This window comes from Streptomyces sp. NBC_01410 (assembly GCF_045040195.1).
Classification (GTDB): Bacteria; Actinomycetota; Actinomycetes; order Streptomycetales; family Streptomycetaceae; genus Streptomyces.
Window position 1 is genome coordinate 769,877 of record NZ_CP109530.1, and the last position, 23,185, is coordinate 793,061.

The window sequence follows — 23,185 nt, forward strand, 5'->3', positions numbered from 1 at the left end:
TCGCGTCCTGAGCGCTCCGGACGCGCTCTCAGGGGTGCTGCAGACTCGGCTTTTCCTCCCGACCCGGCTCCGGGTCAGGACGAGGTGTGAGCCTGGCGGTCGCGACGTACGAGACCACGACAGCGACGATCACCAATGGCATCACGGTGAGCCCCTGTGACCCGATCAGCAGTGTGGCGAGCAGGACGGAGACCAACGGAAGTCTCAGCATCGCGGCGCTCATCGCTCCGATGCCCATCGCGAACCCCGCGGTGAGGGACAGCCCCGGGGCGTGGGAGAGCAGGAGGCCGCCCGCCGCTCCCACGAACATTGCCGGAAAGATGGGGCCTCCCCGGAAACTGCTGAGCGATGCGCAGTAGGCCACGCCCTTGAACAACACCAGCAGCAACAGCGTGCCCACCGAATACGCAGCGTTTTGCGAGAGAAGGGGATTCAGCGCCACCTGGCCGGAATACAACACGTCGGTCGCGGGCTTGCCGGTGCTCTCCGCATAGCCGATCGCCAGCCCCGCCACGACCAGGCCCAGGACCACCGTGGCCGGCACGCGTCGGCGTTCGACGTGCGTCTTCAGGCGAACGGCGAGCCATCGGATTCCCACGCCCAGGAAGGCGGCTGACAGTCCGACCACCAGCGCCCAGCCGAATTCTGCGGCTGTCGGGGTCGTGGCCTTCGGCACGTCCGGGATTGCCAGCGAGTAAGTGCCCAGGCCCGTCCAGGATCCCAGACCGACGAAAATGAGCGCACCTATGCCGGCAGCGAGTAGCCCCGGCACCAACACCACGCCCAGCATCGGCCCGCCGAGCCCCGATGCCTCCATCAGGAGGAACGCTCCCAGCAGTGGCGATCCCAGCAGCGAGCTGATGGCCGCGAAGCTGCCCGCCGCTCCCATCACCGCGCTCGCCCGCTCCGGAAGGTCCCGCTTGACCAGGCGCACGGCGGCTACGGCCAGCCCGCCGCCGAGGGCCAGGAGAGGCGATTCCGGTCCGAGGACCGCACCGAAGGCGAGAGTCGCCAGCGCGGCGAAGAAGATCCCGGGAAGTTCGATGGGCCGGGGCGTGCCACCACTCTTGAACCCGCCTGTCGGTTCATGGCCTCCGTGTCCCGGCAGATACTGCACGGCAAGCCCCGTCAGCAGTCCCCCGACGGCGAGCAGCGGCAGCGGCCACCACACTGGCGTTCCATCGAACCCCAGCGCCTTGGGCAGATCGGTGTAGATCCACGGCTGGAGCTCGCCGACCAGCGCGAGGAAGCCGAACGCCGCCGCTGACACCGGCACTCCGACCAGTGCGGCCATCACCAGAAGCCCCAGATAACTGCGGCTCCGGAGAAGAGTCAGTGGATCCTGGGGTGACGCGTCCGCCGGTCCTGGCTTGGCGACGGGCATGCGCACTGCCTCCTCGCGATGCGGACCTGATCTGTGGTCTCACCAGTTGTTCCCAGCGAATGCCCAAATGCCCGCCACCGGCTTCGAGCGGCGCTTTTCCACCCTGGCACGCAGTCCTGACGCCAGCACTCCGGAGCCACCCAAGCGGGTAGCCACGGCATTTACCGGATGGACGGTCCCGTCACGGCCGGTCTGACAGGGAGACACCCTCGCGAAGTCGAGGGCGTCCCGGTCCGGCTGACAGATCTCCAGCTCGTCGGGCGCCGGTCGCCGGGATCCACGAGCCAGTCGATCCGGCGCCCGTGGCCCGCGATCTTCCGAGGCGTCGCACGCGCCATGGTTGCCTCCCGCTCTGCGGCACGAACCGGCGGCATCGCGGCCGGGCAACCCGACCGCCCTACCGCCGGGTCGGCACGTAGTCCCCGACAGGAGGCATCGCTCCGCCCACCGGGTCCGGGACCCGGTGGGCGGAGCGGCTTCGCCGGACCTATCGGGCGAGCGACCCGTTCTGGGCGTCGGACGCGGACTGCCACGCCCGCATGCCCGCCAGGGACGCTTCCTTGGCCTGCCGCCACTTCATGGCCGCCTGTTGGGCCGGGGGCACGTCCATGTCGCGAATCATGCGCCGACCTGCCGTGAACACGGCGAAGGCCGCCATGGCCATGCCGGCGCACGCCACCATGGCTCCGGCTGCGGTGAGCACGGCACCGGTCGTGACGAGCCGGGTGTCGATCTCGAGCGTCCCATGGGACTGATGGTGGTGCTGGTTCATGACTCCACCATCCACCGGAGGGAACCACCACGCATCCCGACCGACGGCTCAGGACGCCTTACCACCCAAGTGGCGGTACGTGCAGCCGTGGTGTCACCCGAGGAGGCGAGCTCCCGCCGGGAGACGGCAACGGAGCCGGCCCAGGGGGCCATCGTTCTCGCAGGCCATTGACGTGCCCTCGCCAGCGGTCGCCGAGCGCGTTAGCGTCGAGGAATCCGCAAGGTCCGACAGCGGGCAGGAGCGTCGATTCCATGACCGTTCTGTGGGGAGTCTCCTTCGACGCCACTCCGATTTCCGGCGTGGTGGTGGAGTTCGTGAAGACCGCGCTAGCGTTCCGGGACCAGGGCTATCGCGCGTATCTCGACCTCGGTTACGACATCAAAGCTGACAAGAATTCATTCTTCAGGCCCTACACCGACGAAGCCGCGCTGCTTCCGGACTGGGTTCAACTCGACCGGATCGACGGCATCGACGAGATCCCGGGCTACGACCAATCGTTCGTTGCCGCCGTCCTGCACGAGTACATTCAGGACGGCCTGGGCGAGCAGTTGCTGCCGCGGGTGGACGCCGTCGCCGAGGCGCTGGGTCAGCGGATCGTGGAGCACTGGCAACGCCTCGACGTGTCCTTCGTGATGGTCGAAAACGGCACTCTGCCGGAGAACATCGTGTACACGAAGGCGCTCTACCGAGCCATCGAGCACTACGGGCGGCGGAATAAGCTGGGCCGGTTCGTGCTGTGGCGGGACCACGATCTGATGTGGCAGAGCGAACCGGGAATCAAGAAGTACGGTGATTTTCCGTACTCGCGCACTGTGGCTCCTGTGAACTCACCACACATCTACTATGTCGTGCCGCACGAGGAGGCGCGGCGCAAGACTCTTGAGTGGATTCCGGGCCTGCAGAACATCGGTGTCTTCCCCAACAGCTTCACGCACGTGCCGGCAGTCGTTGACCAGTACAACGCCGGTTTTCGCCGCGAACACGGAATCCCGGAGGATGCCGTGCTCATCGCCCGTTGTACCAGGATCATCCCGCAGAAGCGGATCGACCGGGACATACACCTGGTGGCCAAGCTCGCGGACCTCGCGGACGTCTATCTCTTCGTTGCCGGCGACACCTCAGAATCGCCGGAGGAGCACGCGAAGCTCATCCGTCTCGCCGAGACGCTCGGAGTGCGCGATCGGGTCGTTTTCGGCGGTTGGCTCGCGCCGCACGAAACCCATGTCGGATGTCCCTCCGGGCGCGGATACTCGGTGCGGGACTTGCTCGCCCACGCCAACGTGATGTCGTTCCTCACCTCCTATGACTACGAAAGCTATGGGAACCCGATTGGGGAGGCGATCGCCTCGCACGTCCCCTACATCACGAGTCGCTACGCCCTGTACGACACGGTGTACGGCGACAGGGGCTTCCGCGCCCCGGTCATGGAACTCACCACAAATGATCTGCCCACTCAGTCATTTGTTGACAGCGTGGCCAAGTTGGTACTGGACGAGCAGCGGAGCGAGGAAACGGCGGAGTTCAACTACCGGCTCGGCAAGGAACAGTTCGATACTTCCCGTGTCGATCAGGTGCTGGCCGAGCTGCTCCCGGCCCCGATGGACGAGCGGACACGGCTCAGCGTCGTACTGCCGGTCTACAACGAAGCGGACAATCTGCCTGCCGTGCTGAGCTCACTCCACGGACAGCGTGGTGCAGATGGACCGCTCGACAAGGCGCTGTACGAGATTGTGGTGGTGGACAACAACTCCACCGACGACACGGTGAAGATCGCGCGCCGATTCGCCGCCGACCACCCCGATCTGGCGATCCACGTCGTCACGGAACACGAGCAGGGTGTCGCCTGCGCGCGGAAGAAGGGCATGGACTTCGCGTCGGTACGCAGTAGAAGACGCGGGCGCCGCGCCGCCGAGGAGAGGTTCTACATCGTCTCGGCCGACGCTGACTGCCAGGTGGACGAGTATTGGTTGTGGGAGCTGTTCGCCGCTATGGAGTCGAGCAAGGCTGCCATCGGTGTCTGCAACTACTACTACGCCGCAGAGCACTTCACCCGCCGACCACGGCTGTGGGCGGCCATCCAGCGCACGCTCCGCTGCCGAGCCGTGACGTTCGGGCTGTTCGGCGGTTTCCCGGACGGCAAGGGATTTGCGGTCGACAGAGACGCCTACGAGAAGGTCGGCGGCATCGAGATCGCCTACCAACTGCAGGACGGGCGTTTCGTGAACCATCTTTCCGACGACTGGGACTTCGGGATTCGGGTTCGCAACTCCGGGGAGGAGATCACCTATGTTCCCACGTCTCGAGTTCAAATCAATCCGCGGAGGGTCAACCACGCCATCGATGAGGTGATCACCGGTCGGGCCTACGGATCCGACGGGATCATCGTCATGCGGGACATTCGCGTACAGGACCCAACGCTGGACCGTGAGGGAGATCTCACTGAGGACGAAGCGCAACAAGCGTGGGACTTCTCCGTCAAGGATTTCACGCCGAAGAACACCATCCTCCCCGTCATGCTGACCCCTTCCCTTCTCGACAACGACGCAGTCATCCAGTTCTTCGGACCCTCTCTCGCCCATCGGCTCGGTCACCGGATCGCGGAGATCAAGGACGAAATGCGGCTGATCGACTTCGCCCCGATCCACTCCTACAAGACCCCGTCCTACCGGTTGTACTTCGAGTTCGCCGACGAGCTGTTCGCCAGGCTGCGCGCCACCGTGGGTGAGGACATCGGCTATCCACCACCGCTGCCGGCTTGCCTGCGCGAGGTGCCGCCCGAGCGGTTCTCCGAGTTTGTCGGGTACTTCTGCGAGGACAGGGAATCCGGCGAGGCACACAACTACTTCGGAAATGGAGGGGTGTTCTGATGAGCCTGAGCAATGGACAGTCTTTGGCCTCTCTGTATGAGGTTGATCCGCGATATCCGGTGCCTTCGGTGCTGGAGGTGCTGGCTGCCCCAGCGAATCGACACCTGCTCGAATACGTGACGGAGGATCCCTTCGGCGCCCACGTGTTCCCTGGCAACATCCCGGACTGTTCGCCGTCGGACTTCCTGACCGATCTCAATTCGCAACTCGCCGCGACTGCGCCCATCCACCTGTGGTCATACATCCCCACCTGCGCGTACCGATGCCGGTTCTGCCAGTACCCAGTGGTGTTGATCAAGGGAAGGCCGGACGCCACCGAACGGATGGCCGGCCAATGGGTCGACTGGAACATTCGTGAAGCTGAAATGTGGCTGTGTGAGGTACCCCATCTGGGGTCCGCGCCGATCGGCGAGTTCAACGTCTTCGGCGGCACTCCATCGTTGCTGCCACCGCGCGCTATCCGCCGATTGATCAACTTCTATCGCGAGAATTTCAACTTCACGCCGGACACGGCCATCCGCTTCGAGGGGGATCCGAGCACCTTCACCGTCGAGAAATTGGAACTGCTCGCCGAACTGGGCTGCACCAAACTGTCCAGCGGGGTGCAGTCGTTCGACGACCTGGTGCTCCAGCAGTGCGGCCGAGAGCACACCGCGCAAATGTGTGTGGACTTCATCGACAACGCACAACGCGTAGGCTTCGAGTGGATCAGCATCGACCTCATGTACGGGCTGCTTGACCAGAGCGTCGACAGCGTCCGCAGGGACCTCGACATCGTCGCTGAGCACGATCTCACGGCCGTGGTGTGCGCCAAGCTGCATCTGAGGTCCTTCAGCGACACCAGAACCGGAGTGTCCGGGATGAAGCCTGCGGCCTGGCAACTGCCCGCCTACCGGAGCAAGCTGGCCGAAACCGGCCATCGCTGGCCGTCCCTCGGGGAGCAGTACCAGATGCGCGAGGTCCTCACTGAGGGCCTGACCCGCGGAGGCTTCCGTGAGCATCCCACCATGTACTTCGCGCGAGACGGCCTCGGCCCGGAAAAGTGGAAGTCCATCATGGTCGACCAGGACAAGCAGGAAGCCGAGGTCGCGATCGGACTGGGTGGTAGTTCCAGTTGCCGGACGTCGGAGGCGATCACCGAGGTGAACCCGAAGACGTACTCCGCCGCGTTGGAGGCCGGCCGACTTCCGCTGGAGTCAGCGACGCGGTTCTCCGAAGACGCCCAAGAGGCCAGGTCGATCAAGATGGCGCTGTCGACCCTCCAGCCACTGCGAGACGAGCTCCACCAGCGGCGCTTCAGCGGACGGTCCCTGCTGGACGAGCCGTGGCGGCACATATTTCGTTCACTGGAGGAACGCGGCCTGACTGCCGTGGACGACCGGGCCAAGGAGATCAACATGACGTCGGAGGGCAAAGTCCTGATCGAGGCGATCATCAACACCGAGCTCTGACGTCCAGACGACCACACAGCAGCCGCTGAAACACCCCCGAACGGGCACACGAGACGGGGGCGCTGGTCCACCACCGACACCCCGCGTCCCCTGCACTTCCCCTCACGCGAACCCACGGCCCCCACCGGCAGGCGCAGCCCGCTGAGCCCCGGTAGCCCCTTGTCCTGCCAGGCTATCTGGGAACCTCTGCGTCGCGCCCTCGCACGGTAAGGGCTCCGGTCGTGGTAGTCGACAGGGATGCCGATGAAGCCTTCCGGTGCCGCGGACCGTTCATCCTGGTTCGGACGGCTGCGCCGCGTGATCAGCCGTTCACCAGTCGGGCGCGGATGGCGGCGGAGCAGAGAGATTGAGCTGTGGTCGCGTGCGCTGGGCTTCGCGGCGCTGGGGCTCCTCACGCTGGTGCCGCTGCTGATCATCGTCTCCTCTGCCGATCCCGAGCACGGGCGGGGGTTCGCGCAGTGGCTCGGCGAAGGGCTCGGCGTGTCGACCGCCTCCAGAGCAGCAGTCGAGCAGTTGTTCACCCAGCCCGGCCAGGCACTGCGGACCACGACCGCCTTCGGCATCGCCGCCCTCGCCGTGTTCGGCCTGAGCTTCGGGGCCGCGGTGCAGACCGGCTACGAGAAGGTCTGGGATCTGCCGCCGGCCCGATGGTGGGCCAGGTGGCGTCATGTGGTGTGGCTCGGCTTCCTCACCGGATACCTCTTCGTCTCCGCCACCACCACGCTACGGCGCGAACCCCTTGCGGGTGGGGCCGTCGCGTCACTGAGCGCCCTCCTGTTCCTCTGGTGGTCTCAGCGATTCCTGCTCGGCGGGCGGATCCGCTGGCGTGCCCTGTTTCCCGGCGCGGTCGCCACCGTGATCGGGCTGCTCGGCCTGAGGGTCTTCTCCCGGCTCGTCTTCTCACCGCTGATCGCATCCAACACCATCACCTACGGCCCCGTCGGAACCGTCCTGGTCATCCAGTCCTGGCTGGTCGGTGTGGGTGTCGTTGTCTTCGGCGGTGCCCTGGTCGGCCGGCTGGCGCACGAAGAGATCCCACGCGCGGCACATGCACTGAAACGGCAAGGGTGAGATCTCAGAGCTGGTCAACGTCTACGCGCTCGAGGCAGGGGCTCGTCATCGGTGTCGTAGCCGACATCGCCATCCTGTAGACCATCGGGGTTCATTCTGGTCGTCATCGGGCCCGTCCAGTGGATCCTGGGATCGCTCGGTCAAGCGGTCCGCTGACGACGGCACTACTGGTAGATGGAGGCTCCCGCGCATATCCGTTCCTGGCAGCACGAACCGGCATCCGGACCGGTCTTCGCCCTGCCGCCCGTCGGCACGACCGCCGTGCCGCCGCGCCGGCACAGGAGGCGCGCGGCCGCCCTGCGGCACTCGGCGAGGTCGGCGCTCGGCGGGAGCGTGGTGAGCCTGCGCGTCAGCGGGCCGAGCGTCGGCGTGAGCGCAATGCCGAGCGAACGGCGAGGTACGCCACCCCGGCCAAGAGGAGCAATACACCGATGGAGAGCAGATAGAGCATGCCCTCGACGGCCACGCCGATGATGCCCAGCACTATGGCCACGACGAGCACGACAAGGAACAGCACCATGACGCGGATGCCTCCTTCGTAGGAGCGGGCGTTCAGCGCCGGGCGAGTTGGCGCTCGCCGCCGGTGCCCGGCTGGTAGGTCAGGCCGTAGTGCTTGAAGATCGCTTCCTCTTCCTCGGCCGGCAGGACGTCGTCCGTGCCGATCGAGGGGCATTCCTTCACCAGCGCCTTGTCATGGGCGACTTTGACGTAGCCGGGTCCGATAGTCGCGCCGTCCAGCGGTACGAAGACAAGGCGGTGCCGGGTGGGCAGACCGGTCCGAACGGTCGCCATGGCCGGCTCGTCGGTGCTGGTGTCCACATAGATCGCTTCCAGCATGCCGATCTTGTGTCCGTCGCGGTCAGTGACGTCGTAACCGCGCCACTCGCGGATATCGCCCACGTGGATCATCTTGGATCCCTCCCGGAGGCCCGACCGCTCGGGGCGTGCTCGCCGACCGTTGGTCGCGCCTCGCCCCGGGCCTGTGACCTCAGCACTTCTCAGTGTGCCCCCATCCTCTACCCGAAACCAGCGCGCACCCTGTGACTTCTCCTCGGCGCCGCACCGGTCCAGCCGTGCACCCGGCGCCGGGCAGACTGGGATGGGCTTCCCTGCGCTCCCGACCGTCGGATTGGCCTCTGCGAGCCTCCCCTGCCAAGTGGAGAGCCCAAGGGCGACGGGGAAGAAACCGACCCTCTGTGCACGAGCTCCTCGGAGCGGAACAGGTCATGGCATCCGGGGGCTGGGCACTCTCCGGCCAGACGATTCCTGCGTGTAGGACGCTAGGCAGCCCTGCCGGGCGTCAGATGGCCGCCTGACGCCTGTTCAGGGAAAGTCTCGGCGACTAGCTTGTGTGGTGCGGCCCGGGCCCCCGGCAGCGTCGAGAAGTTACCGCGCTCCCTCGTGGGCGCACCTTGCGCATCGATGCCGGAACCTGCCTCGTCACGAGCGTGGCCGTTCCCCAGTCGCCGTCGCTACGTGATCCTGGCGCAGCCTCGATGCGCCCCAAGCGGGCACCGTTTCCGCTGCCCGCGGCATCGCACGTATCCGACATCTGGCGGTACACATGTACGCGCTGATCGTTCCGGCTGCAGTCCCCTTCGTCCTGCTCGGCACAGTGATGGGCCTGTCCTGGTGGGAGGACCACGTCCTGCCACCGGCCAAGGAGCCGGCGGAAGCCCCCGAGGCTCCCTTCACACCCGAGGCCCCAAACCCCACTTCGCAACTGCCCAGTAACACTGGCACGTTGACAGGGGTCGGCCACCGGAGTTGACTGACAACGACGGCGTAGGGCTGTGGTGCTCCGGATTCCCCGGGCAAAGCCTTCACCTTCGCTTCGCCCAGCCCCCGCGAACGCAGGACATGTCCCTGTGACCGCGTGGAGGCGCAGCCAATGCTGCTCTGGATTCTTCTCCTTCTGCTGATCCTGGCTCTGTTCGGGTTCGGCTTCACCATGCAGATCCTCTGGTACGTAGCGGTAGTACTGCTGGTCGTCTGGATCGCCGGGTTCGCCATGCGCGGCCGCGGCAGCAGTCGTGGCGGGCGTCGATACGGCCGAAGCCGCGGGTAATCCGTACCAGGCCGCCGCCCTACCCGCGGGAATGGCGAGTTGTACGTCAAGCACGCACGGGAGCCACACCCCAGACGGATGCGCGGAAGCCTCACCCATAGACGAGTAGAGGACGGTCATGAGCTTCGAACAGAAGATCAGGAACAAGGCACAGGAACTCAAGGGCTGGATCACGGAAGGCATTGGCCGAGCCACCCGCAACACGCGGCTGAAGAGGCAAGGGAAGACCGACCGAGTCGTCGGCAACCTGAAGCAGTCCGGCGCCAAGGCCAAGGACGCCTTCAGGCGCTGACCACCACCGCCCCGGGTGGTGGTCACGTCGCGTGGGCATCATCCGGCAGGCACCGATGCGGGGCACGAACGACAGGGGCTGATGGGAATGCAGCAGAGCGACTTACGAGCCGAGAGCCAGAGAGGGCAGCCATGTTCAGGGCCGTGATCATTACCGTGGCCGTCATTGTCGTGGCCGCCGCCCTCTTCGCCGGACTCGGCCGGGGCGGTGGCGGCCGCGGGTTGAAGCGACACTTTGGCCCCGAGTACGACCGTGTCGTCGCCCGCCACGACGGCGACACCAAGGCGGCAGAGCGGGAACTCGACGAGCGAGTGAAGCGGCACGGTTCCCTCACGGAGCAGCCGCTGCCGCCCGAGGCCCGCGAGCAGTACGTGGCCCAGTGGGCCACAATCCAGGAGCAGTTCGTGGACTCGCCGCAGCAGGCGGTCACCGAGGCCGACGGGCTGTTGGCGCAGCTGGCAAAGGACCGGGGCTTCCCCGACGGCGAGCCGTTCGAAGAGCAGGCGGCCGCGATCTCGGTACACCACGCCGACCATGTCGAGGGCTACCGCAGGGTGCACACGGCGGTGCGTGGCCAGGGCGGCACGGAAGAGATGCGGGAAGCCATGGTCGAGGCCCGAGGTCTCTTCGACGCACTGATCACAGAACAGTCGGCCGACTCGGACCGACGCCGTCAGAAGTCCCGTGACGACCGAGGCCACGCACCGTGGACGCTCGGCCGCCTCCACACGAAGGGGAGTGACACGCGATGACGTACAACGCGGAACACGCACAGCAGCCCCAGGCCAAGAACCCGGTTCCCGCTGCGCAGACCGCCCCGCCCATACCTCGCACCGAACCGGCTCGGCAACCTCGCGAGCCGGTCATCAGCACCGAAGGCCCCGCCCGCACCCCGGGCTCGGAGCAGCAGTTGTTCCCCCAGGGGGCACAGGACAAGGTGGCCACCCGACTCCAGCAGGCCCTCAACAACTTCGTCGAAAGCCCACGCCAGGCGGTGGAGGACGCCGACAGCGCCTTCGACGAAGTCGCCACCCACCTCACCGAGGCACTCGCCGAACGGCGGCGCGTCCTGCGAGCGAGCTGGCAGGGCCAGGACACCAAAGCGGAGACAGAGGAACTGCGACTCGCGCTGCGGCAGTACCGGGAGATCACCGAGCGGCTGCTGCGCATGTGAGTGGTCGACGCGCAGAACTCCCAGGTCCTACTGGTCCGTTGATAGCAGACGTTGCCCAGCATTGACTGACGACGACGCAGGGCTACGACGCTTCGGACTATCCGGCGAAGTCCTCGTCGTCCCGTTCGCCGGGACCCCGCGGAACGCTGGAGATTCCCGCACCTGGAGGCCCAGCCATGCTGTTATGGATTCTTCTTCTCCTACTGATTCTGCTCGGGTTCGGCATCCCGATGCTGATCCTTTGGTACGCCGCGGTCCTGCTCCTGGCCATCTGGATCCTCAGCTTCGCCGTCCGCGGCGGTAGCCGATCCGCCCACGGCCACCAGTGAAAGCCGACGTCAGGAGGCTCGTCCGGGCCAGGTCAGCGGACCGGCAGCGCGAAGCGCAGGATGCGCCCGCACATCGAGTCGGCACGGTCGTTCAGGCCTCCAGCGTTGTCGCACCGGGCTCGGACTCGTCTGCACCACCGGTCCATGATTCGCACGAATGCTTGACCCTTAGCAGGGAAGACGACCGATAGCGGCGCAGCCACCGGAATCACGTGTGGTTCGCCGTCCAATGGCAGGAGAAGTCAGATGCTGGCATTCGCGGCGGCCGTGCTCTTCGTCATCGCCTTCATCATTCACGTCACCGAGACGTCGACCGAGGTGATCTTCAGCCCGACGAGCCTCATGCTTGTCGGGCTTGCCCTCCTCGCTGTGCACTCGGGCGGCGTGGGGTCTGGATGGTCCCCCAGGGGCCGCGGACGTCGGCGCTGAGCGAGGTTACGACTTCAGGACTCGCTATCCCTTCCACCCCCGCGACACATTCCCGCGGACATCTGCGCGATGTCGGTGACGCTCCCGTCATGCGAAGCCACCTCCTCGGATGTTCCGCAGACTGGCGTGCCCGGGCGGCCGTCGTCGGCCGCACTTCGTGCCGGGTGTCCAAGTACCGTGCACTGCAACGGATATGCACACCCCGCACCTCGTCTTGGCACCGTCCAGGCTCTGGGAATGGGCGGCTTCAGGCCGCCCTCTTGGACCGGCTGAGGACTATGCTGCTGTGTGGACGTCCTAGACCCCGGCGGCATGTTTTTTGCTCAACACAGATGGCTGCGGGGAACGGGTCTTCCGTCCGGTCGCCCGGCGCATCCCCTGGAGGGAACTGGGTGGGTCCCCTGTCCTGGTGCACAGGCTGTTGGACCGGCCCTTGCTCTGCCTCCGCCGAAAGTACGCCCCCTGCCGGGAGCGCGTCACGAGGAGCCGGGAGTCCGGCACCGCCGCATCCGCTGCCCGGATGGTCTTCTGAACCGAGGCGTTATGCCCATTCCGCAGCTGAACGTCTACCGGCACGACAGAGGGAGCCGGTCGTTGCTCACCCTGGCCGGTGAGATCGACTTCGGCACGGCCCCGATAGTGCGCGAATCGCTGGAGAAGTGCCTGAGCGGCGGTATCCGCACCATCGACGTCGACCTCACCACTGTCACCTTCTGCGACTGCAGCGGCCTCAACGCCTTCCTCCACGCGTCACAGCAGACCGCCGCAGCCGGTGGATCCCTCCAACTGCACTACCCGCCGCCGCTGGTGGCTCGGCTCGTCGACCTCACTGGCTCCGGTTTCCTGCTCCTCGGCCTCCCATTCGGATGCCTGCCGGCTTCTCTCCGGGGCGGACTCGTCCCGACCGCTCCAGCTCCGCCGCAGCTGCTTGCTCCCCTCACGCCTGCCCTCTCGGGCGGTGTGCTGTGATGGCCTGGTCCCGGCAGAGGCAGCCGCGGAAGGATGACGGCTCCGATTCGTCTGCCACGGATGCTGTGCGGCTACGCCGCGTGAACCGCTGGCAGGCCGAGGAGCTGTGTGCGGATCTGGCCGATCTGTACGTGGAGTCCTCGGACCTGAGGCCCAGTGAAGGTCACCGCAGCCGCAGCCGGGAAGAGTTCTTGCACCGCCTCAGTGGCGACATCCGGAGGCCGGGGTTCGCCATGGCCGTCGCGGAATCGGCTGCCTTGGTGGGATGTGCTTTCGGATTTCCCGTGCGGAGCGACGACTTGTGGTGGCTCGGGTTCGACGGGGCGCTCCCGCCCAGCATCGAGCAACTCACCGAGTCCGACAATGTCTTCGCGATCAACAAGATCCTGGTCGCTCCGCACGAGCAGGGCGATGACATCGCCCGCCGACTGCAGCAGAGGCTGCTGACCGACCACCAGGCGTTGCTCGGTGTCACCCTGGTCGACGAGGCCGACCATCCGTCCCTCGCTGCCTTCCGGTCCTGGGGCTGGCGAGACATCGGTGAGGTCCGGAGACCGACCGGCCCCACCATGTTCCGTGCGCTGGTTCTTCCCCTCGGGGAACGAACGACCAGGAGACTGAACGGACTCGCTCGCCATGCCTGGACTCGGTGGCCCGGGTGACGGCTCAAGGCCGGTCCGCCCGGCTCCGGGTGCTCGTGGCCAAGCAGGCAGCCCGACGTGGCGCCCGGGTCGGCGTGGTGCATGTGTGCACCCGCGGCCGTGGCCTCGATGCCGGTCGGCGGGGCCGGGTGTCGGGCAAGCGTCCTCTCACCTCTGGGCGCCCGCGTGTGCGCCACCATTGGGTACTCGGCCCGCATGGCGCACTTCCACGCGCGGCTCCTCGAACGCGTCGCCTCGGCTCACCCCATGCTGCTGTGGCTGGCCGGGGCGGCCGCCATGGGCCTGTCCGGCAACCGCAGCGCACGTCGCGCCGCCCTGCGCGGCACCGGCTCAGTGGTCCTCGCCTCCGCCGGTTTCTCCGACAGCCCATCACCAGGGAGTTCCCGTCGGGGCATGCGGCCTCGGCCGCGGCGTTCGCTACCGCCGTCACCCTGGAGTCGCCCTGGTTGGGAGCTGCCCTCGTTCCCATCGCCGCAGGAGTCGCCGCCTCCCGCGCTCACACCGATGGGCACTCCCCCGGTGAAGTACTCGCCGGTGTAGCGGTCGGCGTCGGCATCGCGGCAACGACATGCCGCTGGTGACCACTGCACCTGGACGAGCCCGCCGAGACCGCCAGGCCAACGTCCCCGTCCCCGCGCTGCCGGCAGGACAGGGACTGATCGCAGTCGTCAACAGCGGCGCGGGCAGCGACGTACCCGCCGAAATCGAACTGCGGACCCTCCTGCCAGAGACGGACATACGGCTCTGCGACGGTGGCGACCTACAACTCGTGCTCGGCCAGGCAGCCAAGGACGTCGGCGCCCGCGGTGGCGCGCTCGGCATCGCCGGTGGCGACGGCACAGTCAACGCGGCAGCAGTCCTGGCCGCTGAAGGCGGCCTGCCCTTGGCGGTGTTCCCCGCAGGCACCCTCAACCACTTCGCCACCGACCTCCGGATTACCGACCCTCAAGTCCACCGCCGACTCCGTGGAGGCGGGCTGCGGCGGAACCGTCGACCTCGGCCGCATCACCGTCGATGGCGGTGCGGGCGGCCGGCCCCAGCACGTACGGGCTATGCGACATCCAATCACGGGCGAAATCCTGCCCGACCTCAACCTAGTGTTTCAGAAGGGCGGGAGTCGAGTTCGCGACAGTGGCGGCCCGCCCCGAGATCTCCGGGCGGGCCGCCACCGCGGCAGTTACACGCAACTGCGGTCAGCCACGCGGGTGCTGGTAGTAGGAGCCCAGACGCTCGTGGTAGTCCTGGTCTCCCAGGTGCTTTTCCTTGTCGAACTCCGGCGCGTCCTTGATCTCGTCCTTCGTTCGGGACACGTAAACCTTCTGCTCGGACGCGTCCACGCGCTCGATGACGCCGGCCGGAAGCATTACGTCCTTGCCGAAGATCCACACACCGGTGTCGACCACAATGTAGGCCGAGCCGGCCTCGTCGGAATGCCTGTCGATCTTTCCGATGCTGCCATCAGTGGCTTCTACCTTGAAGCCGACCAGGCTATTTCCTGCGTTGTGGCCGGCGGCCGGAGCGTACCCCCAGAAATCACTCACGAAATTCCCCTCCTCACATCTCACCAGAACAGAAGGGCAGATACCTTTCCCCGCCCTGCCGCCGACCGAGTGCCCCCATCGCATGTCACCAAACATTCCGAACGAGCCTCGAACGCCTGGAACTCGGCACCGCGCGGATTCCCCACTCCGGAGCGACAGCCAGGCCGCCAGCAGCCACCGGCGGTCCGCCGCCTGACGGCAGCGCAAGGCACGGCGCCAGGACTATCACTGATGTTCGCCGTCCCGGCGGTCCTGGCGATTCCAGCGGCCCCGGCGCTGTCGGCTGTAGCGGCGGTCCCAGCGGTCCTGACGATCCCGGTAGTCCCGGTACTCGCCGTAGTCGGAATCGCTGCCACGGCTCCCGCGTCCGTACCCACCGCGGCCGTAGTGAACGACCCCGAAGATCAGCACAGCAGCCGCCACCCACCAGAGGGGATCGAGGAAGCCGAGGCCGAACAGGGCCAGAAAGAGAAGGAGAAACAAGGCAGACACTGCGGCCTCCCGCGACGGAACACGTCATCACTGCCGGGGACCGGGGCCTCACTGAACAGGGTAGTCCTGTCGAAGGGTTGCGGATAGCGCCCCCGTCGACTTGTACTGCCTTGTGAAGGCGTCTACTTGAGGCCCGCTCAGGCGACGAGGTGTATGCGTGGAGGGCTGGGCGGAGATCCGTCGGCTCTAGCGGGCCAAGGAACTGCTGATCCGATCCTCGCGGAGCAAGGTCCATCGGGCGGTGGGACGGGCCGGAGTCACAGGGGCGCTCACGCCGCGTTCCGTACGCATCATCCGTCTCCACGGGGTTCGACGGGGCTTGGTATGGGCGCCAGGACGGCAGCGAGTACATTCGGGCAGTATCCCGGCCCTCTTGTCGCCCGCGGCCCGTTTGATCGCCCAGCGGGCCACGCCCCGCGGCTTCTGCCTCCGCAGTTGATCTTTGAGCGCCTAGCCATCCTGTGCTTCGAGGGTCTAGCTTGGAAGTCAAGCCCGAGCCCCCGGCGATCCTGACCATCTGGCCGTAGCGGGGGTGAAAACATGGCGCAGGGCAGGCGGGATCACGCCGCCGTGAACGTTGCCCGGCTTGGCAGCGGACTCCCCAACGGCCGCTCCAAAAGGCCCATTTACCCACTGGCACTCTCGCATTGCGGACTTCGGCCGGCAGGCATGGCACCCGTGGACGCGAGGCTGATCCGGTGCTGCGCCACGCGTCGCACGCCCCTCGTTTGACGGAGGCCCCCTGCAGTACCCAACGGCAAAGGCAGTGACGTGACCAGCTTCACGCAGTCGACAGGAACGCTCGTACCGCTGACCGCAACAAGTCCCTCGGCTCAGGCTCCTTCGTCCACCAGGTCGCTTCCATGGATCGAGGACGTGGCGAAGATCGCACCGCGCGATGCACGGGCGCTGTCGAAGCTGTTCTTCGATCAGCTTCAGTTTCTGGAAGAAGGCACGCACGAGTACCAATACGCCCGCAACACACTCATCGAGATGAACCAGACCCTGGTCCGGTTCGCCGCCGGCCGGTTCCGAAACCGCGGGAGTGGTGAGATGGACGACATCGTCCAGGTGGGCACCATCGGACTGATCAAAGCGATCGACCGGTTCGACCTGTCACGCGGCGTCGAGTTCACCTCCTTTGCCATCCCTTGCATCGTGGGGGAGATCAAGCGGTACTTCCGTGACACCACTTGGGCCGTACATGTTCCGCGTCGACTGCAGGAACTGCGTATCGATCTGGCCAGGGCCAAGGAGGAACTTGAGAGCGACCTCGGCCGCGAGCCCACCGTCAGGGAACTCGCCGCGCAGTTACAGCTGAGCGTGGAAGAGATCATCGACGGGCTGGTCGCCGCCAATGGCTACACCGCCGACTCCCTCGACCCACCCCGCGATACAAGCGACGGTCTCGCCCACCAGCGCAGTCGCACGTACGTGGACACCGTCGGGGGCTACGACCCCGCCATCGAACTGGTGGAAGACTTTCACGCCCTCGCCTCCCTGCTGGCCCACCTCGACGAACGCGATCGCCGCATCATCCAACTGCGCTTCGGCCAGGAAATGACCCAGTCCGAGATCGGCCACGAACTCGGCTGCTCACAAATGCACATCTCGCGCCTGCTCACCCGCATCCTGGCCCAGCTCCGCACTGGCATGCTCACCGACCACTAGGCCGTGTTTTAGAACTAGCGCCGTCCGCCCGTAGGGCGGGGCTCGCGGCGTCTGGTGCGTGCAATCGCAAGGCGGAGGATCATCCTCGTACTGGACGTACTTGGATGACTCCGACAACGCAGCGAGTGTGCGTGCCAGGCGTCGCGGGCCAGGCGGGAGTTCTAAAACACGGCCTAGGCGAGGGGGGCGTCGGCCACACGGGGGAAGGGGGCAGGCCCCTGACCGCTTCAGCAAGGACATCGGTACGGCGCCGGCTCCAAGGAGCAGAGGAGGATGGCCACCAGTGATCAGTTCCGCAATGACGGAAATCCTGCGGCTCCTGTATGCAGAGGCCAGGCCTCAGCTCTCCGATGATTGCGCCGGCGTCCTTGGGATGGATCACCTGGCGCTGTCTCTGTCCGTCGCGGGGCACGCCACGGAGCAGTTGTGGTCTTCCGGCAAGACAAGCTCGCTCTTCGAAGACCTTCAGTTCATGCTGGGCGAAGGACCTGGCCCGGACGCTGTCCGCACTGGCCTGCTCGTTCTGGCTCACGACGTTTCCGTGGTGTGGGCCGGCAGATGGCCCACTTTGCTCCCCGCCATGGCGCACCTGCCGATCGAGGCCATGTTCTGCCTTCCCTTGTCCCTCGGCGGCATCACCGTCGGGGTCCTGACCGCTCTGCGCTCCACCCCGGGGCCCATGACCAGACAGGAGATGGACGACGCCCTGGGCCTGGCGGCGGCACTCACACTTCAGTTCCTCGGGGGTGACGGAGTACAGGTAGATTCCTTGGTCGATGAGCAGCCCAACGGCGAACTGCACCGCGCAGTCGTTCACCAAGCGACCGGCATGCTCAGTGTCCAGCTCAACACTTCACTCGGCCAGGCGCTGCTGCGGCTTCGCGCCTATGCCTACAGCCACGACAGGTCCATCATCGATATTGCCGAGGACATCGTGTCTCGACGCCTTCGTCTGGACGGCGACAGACCTGAATCCGATGCACCAGACGAGACGAGGGGATGACTTCCATGTCCCGCGAACAGCAAGTGTCAGCGGTCTTCGTCCAAGTTGCGGACTCACTGATCGATGACTTCGACCTCATCGAGTTCCTTGAGCAGCTGTGCGCACACTGCGTCACCCTGCTCGATGTCTCAGCCGCCGGCATCCTTCTGGCCAACGAGAAGGACACCATGCAGACCATCGCGGCCTCCGACGAGGCAACACACCTTCTGGAACTCTTCGCTCTCCAGCACAACCAAGGCCCCTGCCTGGAGTGCTACCGAAGCGGCACGGCACGCACCAATATTGATCTGAACAGTCCCAACGCCACCAGCGCCTGGCCCGCCTTCGCCGCCCGCGCGCGCCGGAGCGGCTTCCGTACCAGCCACGTCTTCCCGCTCCGCCTGCGCAACCGCGCAGTAGGGGCGTTGAACGTGTTCCACACCAGCCTGCAACCACTGAGCCCGCAAGACGCCTCCCTCGCCCAGGCTCTCGCCGACGTCGCCACCATCGCCCTCCTGCAACAACGCGACCTTGACCAAGAACAAGCAGAAAAGGCCCAGCTACAACGCGCCCTGACCACACGCGTTCTCATCGAACAAGCAAAAGGCATCCTCGCCGAACGCTGGAACACCAACCCAGACATCGCCTTCACCACCCTGCGCACCTACGCCCGCGCCCACCAGCTACGCATCTCGGACTGCGCACGCCAAATCATCGACCAAACCCTCGACACCAACGACATCCCGCACCCGTAGAACGAGAAGCCACTCGGCATGGCCGGCCGCTTTGGCCAAGCCTCCCTCGCCCGCACAGCAACGGGGCATCGGAGACCGCCCCGCCGTGCCTCACGTCGACGTGTGGGCGCGCGAGTTGATCGTCGACGAAGGCCCAAATCCATTACCGTCTGGCGAGGCGCATGGCGACGTGCTGACAATTGCTCGGCCGGTGACTGCGAGAGACCGCAATGCCCGGAGGCCTGCCTGCTGGCCGACCGTGCCTGCTGCACCGTCGGCCAGCAGGCCGAGGCCGGTCGGCAGCGCGCACAGGCTCACGTTTTCGTCAGCCACCTCAGCCGGCACTGCGCGTGCCGGGTGGGTCCTGGGGATCCACACCAGTCGAGGCGGAGGCGTCCTTGGTTCCGCTGGGACGCTGTGAGCGGCCTCTGCGACCGGTGTCGTGCATACCCTTCTCGCCAGAGCCCTTGCTCTGCTGTTCCCCGCGGCGGCTGGTGCTCTCGACGGTTTCACCGGGGACGGATTTCGACTCCTCCTCGGAGACCTTCCTGCTGGGGCCCTTCGCGGGGGCGTATTCATCCGGGTGGAAGGAGCGGTGGGCGCTCGGGTTTTCCTGTTGACGAGTCTCGTCCACATCCGGCGACCAGCCGTGCTGAGCGCCCTTGTGTCGGCTCGGCCCCTCGCCGTGCGAGGGCTTGGACGGCTTCGGCTGCTTGGGCATGTCCTCACCTGCCTGTCCTATCGGGGGTGCATGCACGGTACGCACGCGTTGCCGGTGGTAGGGAAATTCTCCCACCTACCCCCGAAGCGGTCATATCAGACCCACGGACGGGCGTTACTGGCGGTGCTCATCGATCTTCAACCTCGGACTGCCCCCGCCGGACGTCAGGGCTGGTCGGTCGCCCCCACTGACCGTGATCGAAATGCTGCTGCCGGGACGCGCACGCACCGATCCGGGTTTGCCCCGCAAAAAGGCGGGGACCCGCGATTAGAGAGGGGGTCACCCGTACCGGAGGACGTCATGATCATCCTCGGAGTCATTCTTCTCATCATCGGTCTCTTGGCCGGCATCGGTATTCTCTGGGCCGTCGGGATCATCCTGGTCGCGATCGGGGTTCTGCTGTGGATTCTGGGAGCGGTAGGACACGCGGTCGGCGGACGACGGCACTACTGGTAGCCGCAACTTCCATCAGGGCATACGCCTGAGCATCTCGGCGATGCCCTCCCCGCGCATCGAATGTCAGCATGGATCGGTCCTGCTCCGTCGCGCCGAGAACCGCCCCTCGGGCAACATCCGCCAGCTGACGGAAACTCTGGTCACGATGACAACGCACGCTCCCGTTCGTCCGCCGCCCTCCCAGGCGTCCGGCAGTGACTTCGCCAGACTGTCGAAGGAGATCGCCGACGCGGGGCTGATGGGCCGCCGACCCGGCTACTACACGGCACGGATCACGACGGTGGGCGCGCTCTACACGGGCGGCTGGGTCGCTTTCGTGCTCATCGGGGCCAGCTGGTGGACGCTGGCCGTGGCCGTCCTGCTCGCCCTGGTCTTCGGCCAGGTCGCCCTCCTGGCTCACGACGTGGCTCATCGACAGGTATTCCGGCTTCGCAAGGCCAGCGAGCGGTTCGGCCGGATCGCCGGGAACGCAGGGATCGGGATGGGCTACGGCTGGTGGCAGGACAAGCACACCCGCCACCACGCCAACCCCAACCACGAAACCCTCGACCCCGATCTGATCCCCGACCTGCTGGTCTGGTCCCAGCAGCAGGCCCACGCCGCCAAGGGCCTTCCCAGACTCATCGGCCGCTCCCAGGCCTTCCTCTTCTTTCCTCTTCTCACGCTGGAGGGCTTCAACCTGCATGTGATGGGCGTGAAAGCCCTGGCCAGCCGCTCGCTGAAACACCGCGCCCAAGAAGGCACCCTGCTCTTTGCCCACTTCGCGCTCTTTCTCACGGCACTGTTCCTCGTGCTGCCGCCAGGTATGGCCATCGCCTTCCTCGCCGTTCACCAGGGCCTGTTCGGCCTCTACCTCGGCTCCATCTTCGCCCCCAACCACAAGGGCATGCCGATTCTGACCGGCGAAGACCGCCCCGACTTCCTCCGCCGTCAGGTCCTCACCTCACGCAACGTGCGCGGTGGCCGATTCACCGACATCGCGCTGGGCGGTCTCAACCACCAGATCGAACACCACCTGTTCCCCAGCATGCCCACCCCCCAACTCCGCGACGCCCGCCCCATCGTCCGCCGCTACTGCGAGGAACTGGGCGTCCCCTACCTCGAGACCGGCCTCATCGCCTCCTACCGGCAAGCCCTCACAAGCCTCCACCAGGCAGGTATCCCCATCCGCGACGCGCGCCACCGCTCAGCCAATGCCTCATCCGGCCTCCTGAGCTGAATACTCGTCATTGCCTCCAGTCTGCGAAGCAGGCCGAGTGGAGAGAGCAGCCCGCCTCCCGTGGCCTGCCCCTGCAGTAACGGGGCCGGCTGCACGACCAGACCACAGCCGATCATCCGGATCCGCTCCACGAGGTCCTGGGCGTGAACCGAACGACTTGGCGTCACGACAGACCGGATGAAGACTTGGCCGGGGTGTGCGGCGGTCCGGCCGCACCAGTGGCCAATCACCGCGCGCACATTCGACCGCGCTCTGGACTTGCCGTCCGACCCCGCGGCTCGTTCTCGTCGGACCGTGACGCCGACCGAGAGTCCCGCCACAACGGCTCGTCAGAGACTCACGGACCACTCCTCGGGCTTGGCGGAGACAATCCGCGTCCAAGCGGAACAACAGCCTCGCCATCGCCCTGCTCGCTTCGGGCGGGGCCGGCCATCTGCAGCCCGGTGATTCCGGCCACGACGGGCCGTCGCCTCGGCACGAGAGCCATCACTCATCGCTGGTCCAGGCGGGCCGCCATGGCAGTCCGCGGTTGCCCGTCACTGGACGTCGGCGCCGACCGCTGCAACGGAGCCGTGTACGGCGGAAACTTGATGTGCCGTGACGACGGTGGCGCTGAGGTGTCCTTCTACTGCCCGGCGCGGTTCGGCCGGTGTTCCATCAGGTCCGAGAAAGGGGCCCGAGAGCATGCCTGGCGCCAGAAGGTGTCGCAGGTGACATCGCCTGCCGGTATCGGTTCACAGCCCGCCGCCCTCGCCCGGGAGGTGGTGCTGGACGATGCCACGTTGGTGATCCGCGCCCGTGACGGCGACATGCGCGCCTTCGAGGTGCTGGTGCGCCGCTATCAGGGGCCGATGTACCGCTTGGCACTGCGTATGCTCTCCAGCCGTGGCGACGCCGAGGACGTGGTCCAGGAGGTGTTCCTCACCGCCTGGCGGCGGCTGGGGCGGCTACGGGAAGACGCCGCATTCGTAGGCTGGCTCTATCGGGCGACGACCAACCGGTGCCTGAACATCATCCGGGCACGCAGACCCGTTGCGGACGCTGACCTGGACAGTCGCGAATCCGTCGATGCGGCGGGATCGCCTGAGCGGGCGGCGCAGGTCAGCGAGCAGCTGAGCGCGCTCGCAGTGGCTCTGAGGCGGCTGACGCCGGAACAGCGGGCCTGCTGGCTGTTGCGGGAGGTTCACGGGCGCTCCTATGAGGAGATCGCAAGGGTGCTGGGCACGACCCGGACGGCGGTACGTGGACGCATAGCGCGCGCTCGAGCACAGTTGGCGGAGGTGATGGCTCCATGGAGATGAGCGACGCTCAGGGCTACACGCTGCCTTGCGGCCGGGATGTCGAGACGGTGTGGGAGCGGCTCGACCGGGTCGACACCGGCGTGGCTGACACTCATGACCCCGACTGTGAGTACTGCTCTGCTGCCCGGCAGAGCCTGCTGGTGCTGCGGGAGGTGACCGGCGAGTTGGCCTCGGAGGAGATCGGGCCCACGCTGGGCCTGACCGGTCGGATCATGTCCGCGGTGCGGGCAGAGGTCCGCCGTCACCGCATGCTCGCGCTGCCCACCTCGGAGCCGGGCGGGGTGCGGATCAGCGAACAAGCGGTCGCCGCGGTGCTGCGTTTCGCCGCCGATTCCGTCGACGGTGTACGCGCGCGTCGCTGCAAGATCACCGCCACGGATACGGACGGCGCGGTGGAGGTGTCGATGAGCCTCGCGGTCAGCTACCGCGACTTCGCCGCCGCCGCTGTCGACGAGGTGCGCGAGCGGGTCCGGGCAGCCGCTGCAGCACGGGTCGGGATGACCCTGGTGCGTCTGGACCTTGCCGTGGAGGACCTCTACGACGAGTGAAAACCCCGGAAATCGGGCAGCAGACCGTTGAGAGGGGCTGAATCACAAGGAC

At 66.5% G+C, this 23,185-nt stretch carries 27 protein-coding genes; 20 read left to right on the forward strand and 7 right to left on the reverse strand.

The annotated features are described in order from the left end of the window. Window positions 1-28 precede the first annotated feature (28 nt). Window positions 29-1,384 (reverse strand): chloride channel protein, encoded by a 1,356-nt coding sequence (locus OG741_RS03520; RefSeq protein ID WP_405595023.1) that lies wholly within the window; start codon window positions 1,382-1,384, stop codon window positions 29-31. A 487-nt stretch (window positions 1,385-1,871) separates the two neighbouring features. Further along, window positions 1,872-2,156: a hypothetical protein gene (locus OG741_RS03525; protein ID WP_266485419.1), complete on the reverse strand. Its 285-nt coding sequence runs from the start codon at window positions 2,154-2,156 to the stop codon at window positions 1,872-1,874. 251 nt (window positions 2,157-2,407) lie between these two features. Between OG741_RS03525 and OG741_RS03530 the strand changes: the two genes are divergently transcribed. The 3 genes from OG741_RS03530 to OG741_RS03540 all read left to right on the forward strand — a co-directional run bounded on the left by OG741_RS03530 (window position 2,408) and on the right by OG741_RS03540 (window position 7,545). Beyond that, a complete protein-coding gene (locus OG741_RS03530) occupies window positions 2,408-5,023 on the forward strand; it encodes a glycosyltransferase (protein WP_405595025.1) in 2,616 nt (871 codons plus the stop codon). Further along, a complete protein-coding gene (locus OG741_RS03535; protein ID WP_405595028.1) occupies window positions 5,023-6,474 on the forward strand; it encodes a radical SAM protein in 1,452 nt (483 codons plus the stop codon). The genes OG741_RS03530 and OG741_RS03535 overlap by 1 nt, the downstream gene beginning before the upstream one ends. Window positions 6,475-6,711: 237 nt before the next feature. Next, a complete protein-coding gene (locus OG741_RS03540; protein ID WP_405595030.1) occupies window positions 6,712-7,545 on the forward strand; it encodes a YhjD/YihY/BrkB family envelope integrity protein in 834 nt (277 codons plus the stop codon). A 349-nt stretch (window positions 7,546-7,894) separates the two neighbouring features. Here OG741_RS03540 and OG741_RS03545 read toward each other — a convergent pair whose 3' ends face one another. Continuing rightward, a complete protein-coding gene (locus tag OG741_RS03545; RefSeq protein ID WP_405595032.1) occupies window positions 7,895-8,065 on the reverse strand; it encodes a hypothetical protein in 171 nt (56 codons plus the stop codon). A gap of 32 nt (window positions 8,066-8,097) precedes the next feature. After that, the gene (locus OG741_RS03550; RefSeq protein WP_405595035.1) at window positions 8,098-8,454 is read right to left on the reverse strand and encodes a PRC-barrel domain-containing protein; all 357 of its coding nucleotides are present in this window, start codon (window positions 8,452-8,454) and stop codon (window positions 8,098-8,100) included. Window positions 8,455-9,436: 982 nt separating this feature from the next. Here OG741_RS03550 and OG741_RS03555 point away from each other — a divergent pair. The 10 genes from OG741_RS03555 to OG741_RS03600 all read left to right on the forward strand — a co-directional run bounded on the left by OG741_RS03555 (window position 9,437) and on the right by OG741_RS03600 (window position 14,756). Beyond that, window positions 9,437-9,613 (forward strand): hydrophobic protein, encoded by a 177-nt coding sequence (locus tag OG741_RS03555; RefSeq protein ID WP_175256301.1) that lies wholly within the window; start codon window positions 9,437-9,439, stop codon window positions 9,611-9,613. 118 nt (window positions 9,614-9,731) lie between these two features. After that, window positions 9,732-9,905 (forward strand): CsbD family protein, encoded by a 174-nt coding sequence (locus OG741_RS03560; RefSeq protein ID WP_175256302.1) that lies wholly within the window; start codon window positions 9,732-9,734, stop codon window positions 9,903-9,905. Between the two features lie 131 nt (window positions 9,906-10,036). Then, window positions 10,037-10,657, forward strand: coding sequence for a hypothetical protein (locus OG741_RS03565; RefSeq protein WP_405595037.1), 621 nt, complete (start codon window positions 10,037-10,039; stop codon window positions 10,655-10,657). Further along, window positions 10,654-11,079: a hypothetical protein gene (locus OG741_RS03570; protein WP_405595039.1), complete on the forward strand. Its 426-nt coding sequence runs from the start codon at window positions 10,654-10,656 to the stop codon at window positions 11,077-11,079. Before OG741_RS03565 ends, OG741_RS03570 begins: the two co-directional genes overlap by 4 nt. A gap of 176 nt (window positions 11,080-11,255) precedes the next feature. Beyond that, window positions 11,256-11,408, forward strand: coding sequence for a hydrophobic protein (locus OG741_RS03575; protein WP_398511378.1), 153 nt, complete (start codon window positions 11,256-11,258; stop codon window positions 11,406-11,408). A gap of 246 nt (window positions 11,409-11,654) precedes the next feature. After that, complete coding sequence (locus tag OG741_RS03580) at window positions 11,655-11,837, forward strand: hypothetical protein (protein ID WP_328678076.1); 183 nt, start codon at window positions 11,655-11,657, stop codon at window positions 11,835-11,837. Between the two features lie 543 nt (window positions 11,838-12,380). Next, a complete protein-coding gene (locus tag OG741_RS03585; RefSeq protein ID WP_405595042.1) occupies window positions 12,381-12,806 on the forward strand; it encodes an STAS domain-containing protein in 426 nt (141 codons plus the stop codon). 80 nt (window positions 12,807-12,886) lie between these two features. After that, entirely contained in the window at window positions 12,887-13,468 is a 582-nt protein-coding gene (locus OG741_RS03590; RefSeq protein WP_405595044.1) for a hypothetical protein, read from the forward strand. A gap of 254 nt (window positions 13,469-13,722) precedes the next feature. After that, window positions 13,723-14,049, forward strand: a complete 327-nt coding sequence (locus tag OG741_RS03595) for a phosphatase PAP2 family protein (protein WP_405595047.1) — start codon at window positions 13,723-13,725, stop codon at window positions 14,047-14,049. Continuing rightward, window positions 14,037-14,756 (forward strand): diacylglycerol kinase family protein, encoded by a 720-nt coding sequence (locus OG741_RS03600; protein WP_405595049.1) that lies wholly within the window; start codon window positions 14,037-14,039, stop codon window positions 14,754-14,756. Before OG741_RS03595 ends, OG741_RS03600 begins: the two co-directional genes overlap by 13 nt. Here OG741_RS03600 and OG741_RS03605 read toward each other — a convergent pair. Further along, window positions 14,662-15,009, reverse strand: coding sequence for a PRC-barrel domain containing protein (locus OG741_RS03605; protein ID WP_405595051.1), 348 nt, complete (start codon window positions 15,007-15,009; stop codon window positions 14,662-14,664). The genes OG741_RS03600 and OG741_RS03605 overlap by 95 nt on opposite strands. Before the next feature lie 225 nt (window positions 15,010-15,234). Continuing rightward, window positions 15,235-15,501 (reverse strand): hypothetical protein, encoded by a 267-nt coding sequence (locus OG741_RS03610; protein WP_405595053.1) that lies wholly within the window; start codon window positions 15,499-15,501, stop codon window positions 15,235-15,237. Window positions 15,502-16,272: 771 nt separating this feature from the next. Here OG741_RS03610 and OG741_RS03615 point away from each other — a divergent pair. The 3 genes from OG741_RS03615 (at window position 16,273) to OG741_RS03625 (ending at window position 18,909) form a co-directional block, all read left to right on the forward strand. Further along, window positions 16,273-17,172 carry an RNA polymerase sigma factor SigF gene (locus OG741_RS03615; protein WP_405595056.1) on the forward strand — a complete coding sequence of 300 codons (900 nt, stop codon included), beginning with the start codon at window positions 16,273-16,275 and terminating at the stop codon, window positions 17,170-17,172. A gap of 283 nt (window positions 17,173-17,455) precedes the next feature. Beyond that, complete coding sequence (locus OG741_RS03620) at window positions 17,456-18,175, forward strand: GAF and ANTAR domain-containing protein (protein ID WP_405595058.1); 720 nt, start codon at window positions 17,456-17,458, stop codon at window positions 18,173-18,175. A gap of 5 nt (window positions 18,176-18,180) precedes the next feature. Continuing rightward, window positions 18,181-18,909, forward strand: a complete 729-nt coding sequence (locus OG741_RS03625) for an ANTAR domain-containing protein (RefSeq protein WP_405595060.1) — start codon at window positions 18,181-18,183, stop codon at window positions 18,907-18,909. Window positions 18,910-19,222: 313 nt separating this feature from the next. Here the strand turns inward: OG741_RS03625 and OG741_RS03630 are convergent, their stop codons facing one another. After that, on the reverse strand, window positions 19,223-19,609 hold the full coding sequence (locus tag OG741_RS03630) for a hypothetical protein (protein WP_405595062.1): 387 nt from the start codon (window positions 19,607-19,609) through the stop codon (window positions 19,223-19,225). Between the two features lie 300 nt (window positions 19,610-19,909). Here OG741_RS03630 and OG741_RS03635 point away from each other — a divergent pair, with 300 nt between their 5' ends. The 4 genes from OG741_RS03635 (at window position 19,910) to OG741_RS03650 (ending at window position 23,133) form a co-directional block, all read left to right on the forward strand. Then, on the forward strand, window positions 19,910-20,065 hold the full coding sequence (locus OG741_RS03635) for a DUF6131 family protein (protein ID WP_324978802.1): 156 nt from the start codon (window positions 19,910-19,912) through the stop codon (window positions 20,063-20,065). A 145-nt stretch (window positions 20,066-20,210) separates the two neighbouring features. Next, window positions 20,211-21,284: a fatty acid desaturase family protein gene (locus OG741_RS03640; protein WP_405595064.1), complete on the forward strand. Its 1,074-nt coding sequence runs from the start codon at window positions 20,211-20,213 to the stop codon at window positions 21,282-21,284. 710 nt (window positions 21,285-21,994) lie between these two features. Further along, the gene (locus tag OG741_RS03645; RefSeq protein ID WP_405595067.1) at window positions 21,995-22,585 is read left to right on the forward strand and encodes an RNA polymerase sigma factor; all 591 of its coding nucleotides are present in this window, start codon (window positions 21,995-21,997) and stop codon (window positions 22,583-22,585) included. Next, complete coding sequence (locus OG741_RS03650; protein WP_405595069.1) at window positions 22,576-23,133, forward strand: Asp23/Gls24 family envelope stress response protein; 558 nt, start codon at window positions 22,576-22,578, stop codon at window positions 23,131-23,133. Before OG741_RS03645 ends, OG741_RS03650 begins: the two co-directional genes overlap by 10 nt. Window positions 23,134-23,185: the final 52 nt, after the last annotated feature.

Coding starts and splice junctions, on each gene's coding strand:
- OG741_RS03520 (WP_405595023.1), bottom strand. CDS start 1,384: ATGCCCGTCGCCAAGCCAGGACCGGCGGACGCGTCACCCCAGGATCCA.
- OG741_RS03525 (WP_266485419.1), bottom strand. CDS start 2,156: ATGAACCAGCACCACCATCAGTCCCATGGGACGCTCGAGATCGACACC.
- OG741_RS03530 (WP_405595025.1), top strand. CDS start 2,408: ATGACCGTTCTGTGGGGAGTCTCCTTCGACGCCACTCCGATTTCCGGC.
- OG741_RS03535 (WP_405595028.1), top strand. CDS start 5,023: ATGAGCCTGAGCAATGGACAGTCTTTGGCCTCTCTGTATGAGGTTGAT.
- OG741_RS03540 (WP_405595030.1), top strand. CDS start 6,712: ATGCCGATGAAGCCTTCCGGTGCCGCGGACCGTTCATCCTGGTTCGGA.
- OG741_RS03545 (WP_405595032.1), bottom strand. CDS start 8,065: ATGGTGCTGTTCCTTGTCGTGCTCGTCGTGGCCATAGTGCTGGGCATC.
- OG741_RS03550 (WP_405595035.1), bottom strand. CDS start 8,454: ATGATCCACGTGGGCGATATCCGCGAGTGGCGCGGTTACGACGTCACT.
- OG741_RS03555 (WP_175256301.1), top strand. CDS start 9,437: ATGCTGCTCTGGATTCTTCTCCTTCTGCTGATCCTGGCTCTGTTCGGG.
- OG741_RS03560 (WP_175256302.1), top strand. CDS start 9,732: ATGAGCTTCGAACAGAAGATCAGGAACAAGGCACAGGAACTCAAGGGC.
- OG741_RS03565 (WP_405595037.1), top strand. CDS start 10,037: ATGTTCAGGGCCGTGATCATTACCGTGGCCGTCATTGTCGTGGCCGCC.
- OG741_RS03570 (WP_405595039.1), top strand. CDS start 10,654: ATGACGTACAACGCGGAACACGCACAGCAGCCCCAGGCCAAGAACCCG.
- OG741_RS03575 (WP_398511378.1), top strand. CDS start 11,256: ATGCTGTTATGGATTCTTCTTCTCCTACTGATTCTGCTCGGGTTCGGC.
- OG741_RS03580 (WP_328678076.1), top strand. CDS start 11,655: ATGCTGGCATTCGCGGCGGCCGTGCTCTTCGTCATCGCCTTCATCATT.
- OG741_RS03585 (WP_405595042.1), top strand. CDS start 12,381: ATGCCCATTCCGCAGCTGAACGTCTACCGGCACGACAGAGGGAGCCGG.
- OG741_RS03600 (WP_405595049.1), top strand. CDS start 14,037: ATGCCGCTGGTGACCACTGCACCTGGACGAGCCCGCCGAGACCGCCAG.
- OG741_RS03625 (WP_405595060.1), top strand. CDS start 18,181: ATGTCCCGCGAACAGCAAGTGTCAGCGGTCTTCGTCCAAGTTGCGGAC.
- OG741_RS03630 (WP_405595062.1), bottom strand. CDS start 19,609: ATGCCCAAGCAGCCGAAGCCGTCCAAGCCCTCGCACGGCGAGGGGCCG.
- OG741_RS03635 (WP_324978802.1), top strand. CDS start 19,910: ATGATCATCCTCGGAGTCATTCTTCTCATCATCGGTCTCTTGGCCGGC.
- OG741_RS03640 (WP_405595064.1), top strand. CDS start 20,211: ATGACAACGCACGCTCCCGTTCGTCCGCCGCCCTCCCAGGCGTCCGGC.
- OG741_RS03650 (WP_405595069.1), top strand. CDS start 22,576: ATGGAGATGAGCGACGCTCAGGGCTACACGCTGCCTTGCGGCCGGGAT.